The organism is Streptomyces krungchingensis, from assembly GCF_054729265.1.
This window is the reverse complement of sequence record NZ_JBPUKY010000001.1, coordinates 6226572-6239629: the sequence shown is the minus strand read 5'-3', so window position 1 is coordinate 6239629 and position 13058 is coordinate 6226572. Positions and strand designations below refer to the sequence as shown.

8 protein-coding genes are annotated in these 13058 nt (G+C 66.8%); 1 reads left to right on the top strand and 7 read right to left on the bottom strand.

Features of this window, described 5'->3' with window-relative positions; all coding sequences use genetic code 11:
- A complete protein-coding gene (rpsL, locus tag ACSYGO_RS27485) occupies positions 1-372 on the bottom strand; it encodes a 30S ribosomal protein S12 (RefSeq protein ID WP_003948652.1) in 372 nt (123 codons plus the stop codon).
- A 393-nt stretch (positions 373-765) separates the two neighbouring features.
- On the opposite strand from rpsL, the gene ACSYGO_RS27480 reads away from it, so the two are divergent.
- The gene (locus ACSYGO_RS27480; protein ID WP_426680617.1) at positions 766-1761 is read left to right on the top strand and encodes a hypothetical protein; all 996 of its coding nucleotides are present in this window, start codon (positions 766-768) and stop codon (positions 1759-1761) included.
- On the opposite strand, the gene ACSYGO_RS27475 is transcribed toward ACSYGO_RS27480, so the two are convergent.
- The 6 genes from ACSYGO_RS27475 to ACSYGO_RS27450 all read right to left on the bottom strand — a co-directional run bounded on the left by ACSYGO_RS27475 (position 1706) and on the right by ACSYGO_RS27450 (position 12983).
- Positions 1706-2377: a hypothetical protein gene (locus ACSYGO_RS27475; protein ID WP_460388008.1), complete on the bottom strand. Its 672-nt coding sequence runs from the start codon at positions 2375-2377 to the stop codon at positions 1706-1708. The two genes, ACSYGO_RS27480 and ACSYGO_RS27475, sit on opposite strands and share 56 nt — an antisense overlap.
- Before the next feature lie 175 nt (positions 2378-2552).
- Positions 2553-6452: a DNA-directed RNA polymerase subunit beta' gene (locus ACSYGO_RS27470; RefSeq protein WP_426680615.1), complete on the bottom strand. Its 3900-nt coding sequence runs from the start codon at positions 6450-6452 to the stop codon at positions 2553-2555.
- A 97-nt stretch (positions 6453-6549) separates the two neighbouring features.
- On the bottom strand, positions 6550-10035 hold the full coding sequence (rpoB, locus tag ACSYGO_RS27465; RefSeq protein ID WP_095936034.1) for a DNA-directed RNA polymerase subunit beta: 3486 nt from the start codon (positions 10033-10035) through the stop codon (positions 6550-6552).
- Between the two features lie 662 nt (positions 10036-10697).
- Entirely contained in the window at positions 10698-11081 is a 384-nt protein-coding gene (rplL, locus tag ACSYGO_RS27460) for a 50S ribosomal protein L7/L12 (protein ID WP_426680614.1), read from the bottom strand.
- 113 nt (positions 11082-11194) lie between these two features.
- Positions 11195-11725, bottom strand: coding sequence for a 50S ribosomal protein L10 (gene rplJ / locus ACSYGO_RS27455; protein ID WP_028805112.1), 531 nt, complete (start codon positions 11723-11725; stop codon positions 11195-11197).
- Positions 11726-12119: 394 nt separating this feature from the next.
- Positions 12120-12983 (bottom strand): LolA-like protein, encoded by an 864-nt coding sequence (locus ACSYGO_RS27450; RefSeq protein WP_432174895.1) that lies wholly within the window; start codon positions 12981-12983, stop codon positions 12120-12122.
- Positions 12984-13058 lie beyond the last annotated feature (75 nt).

The window sequence follows — 13058 nt, the reverse complement described above, 5'->3', positions numbered from 1 at the left end:
TTACTTCTCCTTCTTGGCGCCGTAGCGGCTGCGGGCCTGCTTGCGGTTCTTGACACCCTGGGTGTCGAGCGAACCACGGATGATCTTGTAGCGAACACCCGGCAGGTCCTTCACACGGCCGCCGCGCACGAGCACGATGGAGTGCTCCTGCAGGTTGTGTCCCTCACCCGGAATGTAAGCGGTGACCTCGATCCCGCTGGTCAGACGCACACGCGCGACCTTACGCAGGGCCGAGTTCGGCTTCTTCGGGGTGGTCGTGAACACACGCGTGCAGACGCCACGACGCTGAGGGGAACCCTCGAGTGCGGGCGTCTTGTTCTTCTCGACCTTGTCCTGCCGGCCCTTACGGACCAGCTGCTGGATCGTAGGCACTACTTCTCCGGTTTCTGTGTGCCGAATGGTGAAGCTAACCTGGAACGTCGCCGACCCACGCGGTCGGGTGTGTCGAAGCTGCTGACTTCCGCCGTGAGGCGAAAAGGGCGCAGATTACGGTGGCCGCGCACGGCACCCCTTGCGGTTGAAGGCACGCACGGGGGCCAGGGCACACCCCAGGCACAAGGTCTGAGCGTACCTACCTCATTCGCTGTGGTCAAAACAAATGGAGTCCGGAGCCCCCAGGATGCGGGCGATGTCAAGCCGCTGTACCCTGCGTGATCTTCGAATCGGCGATCGACGCATGTCGGTGCGACCGGTGCGCGGGGAGCGGTCAGCCGGGCGGAGGGTCTCCACGTGCGGGCCCGACAGCGCGCCGACAGACTGAGGATCATGTCCGCGCCACGGGTGCCCCCGGCCGCCCCCGATCCCCCTCCAGCGCGCTCACCCCTCTCGACGTTCGGGGAGAAGGTGGCGTACGTCGCGGCACCGGGGACCGTCGCCTTCGCCCTGCTCTACTACTTCGGCAGCCTGTACGTCAGGGAGTACTACTCCGCCCTCGGCGTGGTGCCCGAGGATCTCGGGATGTCCGTGCAGAACGTCGTGGCCAGCAGCACGAGCGCGATCTTCTTTCCCCTGTGTGTCCTGCTGGTCGGCGGGCTGATCATGTTCCTGATGTTCGGCTGGCTGGGACGGGCGCTGGCCGGGCCGGGGCATGACACTCATCGCCGTACGGCGATCATCCTGCTGCTTGCCGTCGGTGCGGCCATGGTGCTCGTGGGCCTTCCGGCCTTGTTCTCGTACCTGCCGGTGCTTTTCCCGGCGGGCTGGCCGCGCGTCTTCGTGCCGGCCCTGATGGTGGCCGTGGGGTCCACACTGGCCGTCTGTGCGGTCCATCTGCGACTGGGCCGGAGCACGGGGGGCACGGTCCGGCGGAGCCCCGCCGACGACCGCGTGTGGCTGGCGGTGGGCGCGCTGCTGATCGGGTTGCTGACGGTGAGCCTCTTCTACGACATGGCGCAGTACGCGGTCGTGGCCGGTCGCAGCGATGCCAGGCTGGACGCGAGAAGGGGGTACAAGGACACCCCGTTCGTGGTGGTCCACTCACGGGTGCTCCTCACCCACTCCGCGAAGGACATCGAGTTCCGCGACCGCGGCAGCGCGAACGGGCCGTACCGGTACGAGTACCGGGGCTTCCGTCTCCTCGCCAAGTCACCGACCCGCTTCTACCTGGTCCCCTACACCTCGCGCTGGAAGGACCGCCGCGTGGTGGTACTGCCCGACGACCGCACCGCCTGGCTGGAGATCCGCAGCGCCGAGAAGACCGCCGGCGCTACGTCTGCGGGGCCGGCGTCTCGTCTTCGGCAGGCGTCGGCGGATCGGTGGTGACGGGCTCGTCCGTCGTGGGCTCGTCCGTCGTGGGTTCGTCGGTCGTGGGCTCCGAGGTGGTCGGATCCGTGTCCGAGGTCGGGCCCTCGGTCGCTTCGCCGTGGATGGCGGCCGTGATGGTGGAGCCGTCGGCCAGCGTGAGCGTCAACTCACCGGTGTACGGGCCCGGTTGTGTCGGCGTGTACTGGAAGACCAGTCCGCAGCCCTCCGGCGGAACCTCGCCCAGACACTTCTGGATCATCTCGGCCTCTTCGCCCCCGATCTCGCCCTTGGCGTCCTGCAGGGGCGTGGTGCGCGCCTGCTCCGACGCCTCGAGGTCCACCTCCCCCTGGACCGGCTTGCCCACCTGCGTCGGCGGAAGCTCGATGTCGGACGCGGAGGCCTCCTCGGTGTCGCTGCCCAGGAAGATCTTGCCGTCCGGCTCGCTCTCGCCCGTGGCTGTCTCGTTCTCGTCGGGGGTCTGTGTCGCGTCCTCGTCCGGGGTCCGTGTCGCGTCCTCCTCGATCCCACTGGACACCGTCTCGGAGGGCTCGGTAGGCGTCGCCCCTCCCCCACAGGCCGTCGTCGCCCCCAACACCGCCGCCACGGCCAGGCATCGGGCAATCGCTGACGTCATGGCGTCGGCACCTCCGTGTCCGTTCGGCCGGGTCCGGCACAAGCTCGCACACCGGCCGACGGGCAGACACGGACCGCGGTCGCCGACACGGAGCGATCACTCGAACGACAGACCCGAACAACGCCGAAGGGCGGTCACCCCACAGGGTGACCGCCCTTCAGTTCAAGCTGCTCGCTTACTGGTTGTACGGACCGTAGTCGTAGTCCTCCAGCGGAACGGCCTGGCCGGAGCCCGTGCCGAACGGCGAGTAGTCGATGTCGTCGTAGCCGACGGCCGAGTACATCGCGGCCTTGGCCTCCTCGGTCGGCTCGACCCGGATGTTGCGGTAGCGGGACAGACCCGTACCGGCCGGGATGAGCTTACCGATGATGACGTTCTCCTTGAGGCCGATGAGGCTGTCGGACTTGGCGTTGATCGCCGCGTCCGTCAGAACTCGGGTCGTCTCCTGGAAGGAGGCGGCCGACAGCCAGGATTCCGTCGCCAGCGAGGCCTTGGTGATACCCATGAGCTGCGGACGACCCGAAGCCGGGTGACCACCCTCCTGGACCACACGACGGTTCTCGGTCTCGAACTTCGAGCGCTCGACCAGCTCGCCGGGCAGCAGCTCCGCGTCGCCCGACTCGATGATCGTCACACGGCGCAGCATCTGCCGGATGATGATCTCGATGTGCTTGTCGTGGATCGACACACCCTGCGAGTTGTAGACCTTCTGGACCTCGCCGACCAGGTGGACCTGGACGGCACGCTGACCCAGGATGCGCAGCACGTCGTGCGGGTTGGTGGCACCCACGGTGAGCTTCTGGCCCACCTCGACGTGCTCGCCCTCGCTGACCAGGAGTCGGGCACGCTTCGAGATCGGGAACGCCGTCTCGTCGCTGCCGTCGTCCGGGGTGACGACGATCTTCTTGGTCTTCTCGGTCTCCTCGATCCGCACGCGGCCGGAGGCCTCGGAGATCGGGGCGACACCCTTCGGGGTACGGGCCTCGAAGAGCTCGACGACACGGGGCAGACCCTGGGTGATGTCGTCACCGGCCACACCACCGGTGTGGAAGGTACGCATCGTCAGCTGGGTACCGGGCTCACCGATGGACTGGGCGGCGATGATGCCGACCGCCTCACCGATGTCGACCAGCTTGCCCGTGGCCAGCGAACGGCCGTAGCACATGGCGCAGGTGCCGACGGCGGACTCGCAGGTCAGGACCGAGCGGGTCTTGACCTCCTCGATGCCGTGCTTGACCAGCTCGTCGATGAGGACGTCGCCCAGGTCGGTGTTGGCCGGGGCCAGCACCACGCCGTCGACGACGATGTCCTCGGCCAGCGCACGTGCGTACACGCTGGTCTCGACGTTGTCCGCCTTGCGCAGGACGCCGTCCGCGCCGCGCTCCGCGATGTGCAGCTTGAGGCCACGGTCGGTGCCGCAGTCCTCCTCGCGGATGATGACGTCCTGGGAGACGTCGACCAGACGACGGGTGAGGTAACCCGAGTCGGCGGTACGCAGAGCGGTGTCCGCCAGACCCTTACGGGCACCGTGCGTGGAGATGAAGTACTCCAGCACGGACAGGCCCTCACGGAAGGACGCCTTGATCGGACGCGGGATCGTCTCGTTCTTCGCGTTCGACACCAGACCACGCATACCGGCGATCTGACGCATCTGCATCATGTTTCCTCGGGCACCCGAGTCAACCATCATGAAGATGGGGTTCGTCTTCGGGAAGTTCGCGTTCATCGCCTCGGCGACCTCGTTGGTCGCCTTGGTCCAGATCGCGATGAGTTCCTGCGTGCGCTCGTCCTTGGTGATCAGACCGCGCTCGTACTGCTTCTGGACCTTCTCGTCCTGCGCCTCGTAGCCCTTGACGATCTCCTTCTTCGCCTCGGGAACGACGATGTCGGAGATGGCCACGGTGACGCCGGAGCGGGTGGCCCAGTAGAAGCCGGCCGCCTTCAGGTTGTCGAGCGTCGCCGCCACGATGACCTTGGGGTAGCGCTCGGCGAGGTCGTTGACGATCTCGGAGAGCTGCTTCTTGCCGACCTCGTAGTCGACGAACGGGTAGTCCTCGGGCAGCAGCTCGTTGAAGAGCGCGCGGCCCAGCGTGGTCTTCAGGCGGAAGGTGTCACCCTGCTGCCACTCCGGCTCGCCCTCCTCCTGCGCCGGCGGGGTCCAGCCGCGCGGCGGGATGGTGCCCACCGGGAAGCGGATGTCCACGCGCGACTGCAGCGAGAGCTCGCCGGCGTCGAACGCCATGATCGCCTCGGCCGCGGAGCCGAAGGACCGGTCCTCGCCCTTGACGTTGCGCAGCGCGCCGTCGGTGGTCAGGAAGAACAGACCGAGGACCATGTCCTGGGTCGGCATCGTGACCGGGCGGCCGTCGGCCGGCTTGAGGATGTTGTTCGAGGACAGCATCAGGATGCGGGCCTCGGCCTGCGCCTCCGCGGACAGCGGAAGGTGTACGGCCATCTGGTCACCGTCGAAGTCCGCGTTGAACGCGGTGCAGACGAGCGGGTGGATCTGGATGGCCTTGCCCTCGACCAGCTGGGGCTCGAAGGCCTGGATGCCGAGGCGGTGCAGCGTGGGCGCACGGTTCAGCAGAACCGGGTGCTCGGCGATGACCTCTTCGAGGACGTCGTACACGACCGTGCGGCCGCGCTCGACCATCCGCTTGGCGCTCTTGATGTTCTGCGCGTGGTTCAGGTCGACCAGGCGCTTCATCACGAACGGCTTGAAGAGCTCCAGCGCCATGGCCTTCGGCAGACCACACTGGTGCAGCTTCAGCTGCGGACCCACGACGATCACGGAACGCGCGGAGTAGTCCACACGCTTACCGAGCAGGTTCTGACGGAATCGACCCTGCTTGCCCTTCAGCATGTCGCTGAGGGACTTCAGCGGACGGTTGCCGGGGCCCGTCACCGGGCGACCACGACGGCCGTTGTCGAAGAGGGCGTCGACCGCCTCCTGGAGCATGCGCTTCTCGTTGTTCACGATGATCTCGGGCGCGCCGAGGTCGAGAAGCCGCTTCAGGCGGTTGTTGCGGTTGATGACACGGCGGTACAGGTCGTTCAGGTCGGAGGTCGCGAAGCGGCCACCGTCCAGCTGCACCATCGGACGCAGGTCCGGCGGGATGACCGGCACGCAGTCGAGCACCATGCCCTTGGGGCTGTTGCTGGTCTGCAGGAACGCGGAGACGACCTTGAGGCGCTTGAGCGCACGGGTCTTCTTCTGGCCCTTGCCGGTACGGATGATCTCGCGGAGGCGCTCGGCCTCCTCCTCCAGGTCGAAGGACTCCAGGCGCTTCTGCAGCGCCGCGGCACCCATCGAACCGTCGAAGTACGTGCCGAAGCGGTCACGCAGCTCGCGGTAGAGGAGCTCGTCGCCCTCCAGGTCCTGGACCTTGAGGTTCTTGAAGCGGGTCCACACCTCGTCGAGACGGTCGATCTCGCGCTGCGCACGGTCGCGCAGCTGCTTCATCTCGCGCTCGGCACCCTCGCGCACCTTGCGGCGCACGTCGGCCTTGGCACCCTCGGCCTCCAGCTCGGCCAGGTCGGTCTCGAGCTTCTTGGCGCGGGCCTCGAGGTCGGCGTCGCGGCGGTTCTCGATCTGCTGACGCTCGACGGAGACGTGGGCCTCCAGCGAGGGCAGGTCGCGGGTGCGGCGCTCCTCGTCGACGTACGTGATCATGTACGCCGCGAAGTAGATGACCTTCTCCAGGTCCTTCGGGGCGAGGTCGAGCAGGTAGCCGAGGCGCGACGGAACGCCCTTGAAGTACCAGATGTGGGTGACGGGAGCGGCCAGCTCGATGTGGCCCATCCGCTCACGGCGCACCTTGGCGCGCGTGACCTCGACGCCACAGCGCTCACAGATGATGCCCTTGAAGCGGACACGCTTGTACTTGCCGCAGTAGCACTCCCAGTCCCGGGTCGGACCGAAGATCTTCTCGCAGAAGAGTCCGTCCTTTTCGGGCTTGAGGGTGCGGTAGTTGATGGTCTCGGGCTTCTTGACCTCGCCGTGGCTCCACTGACGGATGTCGTCAGCGGTGGCCAGGCCGATCCGGAGCTCGTCGAAGAAGTTGACGTCGAGCACTATGCGTCAATCCCTCTCAGGGTCGTAAGTCTGTGGTCTGAAACGGGGGCCTGGGGGTCGGCGGGGCCCTGTGGGTAAGGGCCCCGCCGGACTCCCGTCAGACCTCTTCGACGCTGCTCGGCTCGCGCCGGGACAGGTCGATGCCGAGCTCCTCCGCCGCGCGGAAGACGTCCTCGTCGGTGTCACGCATTTCGATGGACATACCGTCGCTGGACAGCACCTCCACGTTCAGGCAGAGAGACTGCATCTCCTTGATGAGCACCTTGAAGGACTCGGGGATGCCGGGCTCGGGGATGTTCTCGCCCTTGACGATGGCCTCGTAGACCTTCACGCGGCCGGTGACGTCGTCGGACTTGATGGTCAGCAGCTCCTGGAGGGCGTACGCGGCGCCGTAAGCCTCCAGCGCCCACACCTCCATCTCACCGAAGCGCTGGCCACCGAACTGGGCCTTACCACCCAGCGGCTGCTGGGTGATCATCGAGTACGGACCGGTCGAGCGGGCGTGCAGCTTGTCGTCGACCAGGTGGTGCAGCTTGAGGATGTACATGTACCCGACCGAGATCGGGTCCGGGAACGGCTCACCGGAGCGGCCGTCGAACAGCCTCGCCTTACCGGTCGGGAGCACCATGCGCTCTCCGTCGCGGTTCGGGATGGTGTGCTGCAGCAGGCCCGCGAGCTCGTCCTCACGCGCACCGTCGAAGACCGGGGTGGCGACGTTGGTGCGCGGGGCGACCTGGTCGGCACCGATGGCCTGCAGGCGCTGCGCCCACTCGTCGGCCAGGCCGGAGACGTCCCAGCCGCGGCTGGCGAGCCAGCCGAGGTGGATCTCCAGCACCTGTCCCGGGTTCATTCGGGACGGCACACCGAGGGGGTTGAGGATGATGTCGACCGGGGTGCCGTCCTCGAGGAACGGCATGTCCTCGATCGGCAGGATCTTGGAGATGACACCCTTGTTGCCGTGACGGCCGGCGAGCTTGTCACCGTCCGTGATCTTGCGCTTCTGCGCCACGTAGACACGAACCAGCTGGTTCACGCCCGGCGGCAGCTCGTCGCCCTCCTCACGGTCGAAGACGCGGACGCCGATGACCTTGCCGGTCTCGCCGTGCGGCACCTTCAGGGAGGTGTCGCGGACCTCGCGGGCCTTCTCACCGAAGATCGCGCGGAGCAGGCGCTCCTCGGGGGTCAGCTCGGTCTCACCCTTGGGGGTCACCTTGCCGACGAGGATGTCGCCGGCGATGACCTCGGCACCGATGCGGATGATGCCGCGCTCGTCGAGGTCGGCGAGGACCTCCTCGGAGACGTTCGGGATGTCCCGGGTGATCTCCTCGGGGCCGAGCTTGGTGTCACGGGCGTCGACCTCGTGCTCCTCGATGTGGATCGAGGAGAGGACGTCGTCCTGCACGAGGCGCTGCGACAGGATGATCGCGTCCTCGTAGTTGTGACCCTCCCACGGCATGAACGCCACGAGCAGGTTCTTGCCGAGCGCCATCTCGCCGTTCTCGGTCGCCGGGCCGTCGGCCAGGACCTGGCCGGCGATGACCCGGGCGCCCTCGTCCACGACAACCTTCTGGTTGACGGAGGTGCCCTGGTTGGAGCGCGAGAACTTCGCGAGGCGGTACGTGGTGTACGTGCCGTCGTCGTTGGCGGTGGTGATGTAGTCCGCGGAGACCTCCTGGACCACACCGTCCTTCTCCGACTTGAGCACGTCGCCGGCGTCGACCGCGCAGCGGTACTCCATGCCGGTGCCGACGAGCGGCGCCTCGGACTTAATCAGCGGCACGGCCTGACGCATCATGTTCGCGCCCATGAGGGCACGGTTGGCGTCGTCGTGCTCGAGGAACGGGATCATGGCGGTCGCGACCGACACCATCTGGCGCGGCGAGACGTCCATGTAGTCGACGTCGTCACCGGGGACGTAGTCGACCTCGCCGCCACGACGGCGGACCAGGACGCGGGACTCCTCGAAGCGGAGCTCGTCCGTCAGCGGCGCGTTGGCCTGCGCGATGACGAATCGGTCCTCTTCGTCGGCGGTCAGGTAGTCGACCTCGTCGGTGACGACACCCTCGACGACCTTGCGGTACGGCGTCTCGACGAAGCCGAACGCGTTGACGCGGCCGTAGGAGGCGAGCGAGCCGATCAGACCGATGTTCGGGCCTTCGGGCGTCTCGATCGGGCACATGCGGCCGTAGTGCGAGGGGTGCACGTCACGGACCTCGAAGCCGGCCCGCTCACGGGACAGACCACCCGGGCCGAGCGCGGACAGACGACGCTTGTGCGTCAGCCCGGACAGCGGGTTGTTCTGGTCCATGAACTGCGACAGCTGGCTGGTGCCGAAGAACTCCTTGATGGAGGCGACGACCGGCCGGATGTTGATCAGGGTCTGCGGCGTGATCGCCTCGACGTCCTGGGTCGTCATGCGCTCGCGGACGACGCGCTCCATACGAGCCAGACCCGTGCGGACCTGGTTCTGGATGAGCTCGCCGACGTTGCGCAGACGACGGTTGCCGAAGTGGTCGATGTCGTCGGTCTCGACGACGATCGACGTGCCGTTGTCACCGACGGTCTCGGTCTCACCGGCGTGCAGCTTCACCAGGTACTTGATCGTCGAGATGATGTCCTCGACGGTCAGGATGCCGGCGTCGAGCGGGGCGTCGCCGCCCAGCTTCTTGTTGACCTTGTAGCGGCCGACCTTCGCGAGGTCGTAGCGCTTCGGGTTGAAGTAGAGGTTCTCGAGCAGCGTCTGCGCGGCCTCACGCGTGGGGGGCTCGCCCGGACGCAGCTTGCGGTAGATGTCGAGCAGCGCGTCGTCCTGGCCCTGGGTGTGGTCCTTCTCCAGGGTGGCGCGCATGGACTCGTACTCGCCGAACTCCTCGAGGATCTGCTCGGTCGTCCAACCGAGGGCCTTGAGCAGGACGGTCACGGACTGCTTGCGCTTGCGGTCGATGCGCACACCGACCATGTCGCGCTTGTCGATCTCCATCTCCAGCCAGGCACCCCGGGACGGGATGACCTTGGCCGAGAAGATGTCCTTGTCGGACGTCTTGTCGATGGAGGAGTCGAAGTAGACGCCCGGCGAGCGGACGAGCTGCGACACCACGACACGCTCGGTGCCGTTGATGACGAAGGTGCCCTTGTTGGTCATGAGCGGGAAGTCGCCCATGAAGACCGTCTGGGACTTGATCTCGCCGGTCTCGTTGTTGGTGAACTCGGCGGTGACGAAGAGCGGGGCCGCGTACGTGAAGTCGCGCTCCTTGCACTCGTCGATGGAGTTCTTCGGGGGCTCGAAGCGGTGGTCGCGGAACGTCAGCGACATCGACCCGGAGAAGTCCTCGATCGGGGAGATCTCCTCGAAGATCTCCTCCAGACCGGACTTCGTGGGGACGTCCTGTCCGTTGTCCAGAGCCGCCTCGACACGAGCCTTCCACGCGTCGTTGCCGAGCAGCCAGTCGAAGCTCTCGGTTTGCAACGCAAGAAGGTTCGGAACCTCAAGGGGCTCCTTGATCTTTGCAAAGGAGATGCGCAGCGGGGCGGTGCTGGCGCCGTTGTTCGTATTCGCGGTCGAGGCAGTGCGCGAGGCGGCCAAGAGGGGGTCCTTCCGAGGGCTCGGACTCACTACGCGCGTACCGGTCCCATGCTGGACACAGAGAGAGGGCCGTTCCCGAATCAGCCGAATAAGGCCAGGTCAGGGACGATTCAATCGTCGGTGCTCATACACGGGCATGCCCCTGGTGACGGGCAGGAGGCAGCTAACAGGCAGCGCAAAGGGTCAGTGTAGCCACTCGGCCCACTGATGTCCAGTCCCGGTTTTTGAGACCCTCGTTGTTCTCAACACCTGCGGCAAGCCACGCCCTCAATGCACATCGATACTGCCCTCTTCGTCGTCGATCCATGCCTCGGATTCGGATCGTTGTGACGACGCGTCCTGAGAATTGCGCGCTGCGTGCGGTTCGTCAAGGCCCCCCATGCCCCAAGCAAGTGCCGCGATCGTCACGTGCGGCACCTCTTGCAACCCGTCTTGCGGCCCGTCACAGGGCGGGCGGAGGCACAACGAAGATCACCATACTCGTCGCCACCGACAGCGCAAGGCAGCCGCCGCGGCGACCCCCTGGAACGCCGAAGAGCGACCACCCAGTTGGGTGATCGCTCTTCAGTGCGTCAGCGTTACAGCGCCGTCGGAACGCCTCGTGGCGCCGCCGGAGGGAGCTGCTTCAGCTCGCAGGTACGGTCCGCGGGGACCGTGAGGTCTTACTTGACCTCGACAGCCGCACCGGCGGCCTTGAGGGACTCGGCGGCCTTCTCAGCGGCCTCCTTGTTGACCTTCTCCAGGACCGGCTTCGGGGTGCCGTCGACGAGGTCCTTGGCCTCCTTCAGACCCAGGGAGGTCAGCTCGCGCACGACCTTGATGACCTGGATCTTCTTGTCGCCGGCGCCTGTGAGGATGACGTCGAACTCGTCCTTCTCCTCGGCGGCCTCGGCCGGGGCACCGGGGGCGCCCGGGGCGGCAACGGCGACGGCCGCGGCGGCGGTGACGTCGAACTTCTCCTCGAAGGCCTTCACGAACTCGGAGAGCTCGATGAGGGTCATCTCCTCGAACTGAGCGAGCAGGTCTTCCTGGCTGAGCTTCGCCATGATGGGCGATCCTTCCACTAATTCGGCTGGTGCCGGATGTACATGTCGGCGGGCGTACTTTCGGCCCGCTTCGACCGTCGCCTCAGGCGGCGTCGGTCAACGTGCGAGCCGAATTACTCGGCACCGCCCTGCTCGTCCTGCTTGGCACGAAGAGCGTCCACGGTGCGGACGAGCTTCGAGGGAAGCGCCTGGAAGAGCTGCGCAGTCTGCGTCTGCTTGCCCTTGAAGGCGCCCGCCAGCTTGGCGAGCAGAACCTCGCGGGACTCGAGGTCCGCAAGCTTCTTGATCTCGTCGGCGGACAGCGCCTTGCCGTCAAGGACACCGCCCTTGATGACGAGGTTCGGGTTGTCCTTGGCGAAGTCACGAAGACCCTTCGCCGACACCACCGGGTCACCGGTGATGAAAGCGACCGCCGTCGGACCGTTGAACAGGTCGTCGAGCGTGGAGATCCCGGCCTCGTTGGCCGCAATCTTGGTCAGCGTGTTCTTCACCACGGCGTACTGGGCGTCGTCACCGAGCGAACGACGCAGCGTCTTGAGCTGCGCCACGGTGAGACCCCGGTACTCGGTCAGCACAGCGGCGTTCGAGCTGCGGAACTGGTCCGCGAGCTCGGCTACCGCGGCAGCCTTGTCGGGCCTTGCCATAGAGCGTGGCCTCCTTCCGGGTGATGAGGACCGCTCGGAAGGGGCTGGGCAAAACGAAACGCCCCGGCGCAGGCGCTCGGGGCGTAGCTCGACCGGTTCGTTCGCATGCTGGGCAAGCGGACTCCGGGAGCACATCCACAATCACCTGCGCGGGTCGTCCGCAGTTCAGCGGATCCTTCGGCCGCCACGTCCTCTTACGAGCACACGGCAACGACCAGCGGTCTTTGGCTTCTGGAGAACAGTACGTGAAGGGGGCGCCGCCGAGCAAATCCGTCAAGGGGCGCTCCCCCGGGGCCCACGGGCCCGCACTCACCGGCCCTGGAACGGGGCGGGCATGGCCCGGGGCGGGCGGGCCGGGGCCGGGACCCGACGGGTCCGGCCGGCCCGCGGCGGGTCAGCCCTGGGCGCCCTTCAGCATCTCGGCGAGGTCGACGGTGTCGCCGGCGGCCGGGGCCTTGATCGACACCGGCTTGTTGAAGTCGAGGAAGGTGATGGTCACGTCGAACGGGCCCTTGTCCGCGTCGGCGCGCGTGCGGAACTGCTTGGTGTGGTCGTCGCCGTCGATCCACATGTCCATCGTGAGCTTGTCGATGCCCAGGTCCTCGTACTGCTTGAGGCTCTTCTCGCGGCGCTCGCGGGTCGACTTCTTCTCGTCCTTGAAGCTCGCGCGCAGGGCGTCGAGGGTGACCGTGCCCTTGTAGTGGGTGGTCTCGACGCCGTCGACCTTCTCGGCGCCGACCTTCTTCACGTCCTTGGAGCCGGACAGGAAGGTGGACTCCTGGGCGGGGTTCTGGTCGGCCTGGTCGGAGAGCTTGCTCGCGTCGAACCCCGGGGAGCCGTCCCCGCGCTCGGCCATCCCGGACATGTCGAACTTCATCCAGTGCTTGCCGTCGAGTTCCTTGGCGGCGTCCTCGCCCCCGCCCAGGTACATGGCCTTGTCGACGAGCCGCAGTTCCGTCGTGCCGCCGTCCTGGCCGGCCGCCGTGATCTTCATGCTCATGGCCAGCGGCTCCATGTTCATCGCCGCGGTGGCCTTGACCCGGCCCGACTCCGGGACCGTGCCGCTCATCCGGTAGCGAAGGGACGTGATGTCCTCGCTGTTCTTGGCCGCTCTGGCGACGGCCGCGGCGGGTGCCATCTTCGGCTCGTCCTCGGCCTTCGACTTGGAGCAGCCGACGGCGCCGCCGCCCAGGACCAGCGCGGCCAGCGCCGCTCCGGTCGCCCCACGCCGCACGGTTGCGCGAACAGAAATCCCCATGCTTCCCCCCAGGAAACACTTGAGTGATACACAGACTGGCCGTGAGCGTATCCCAAGGGGTGCGGGTGGTCCTCT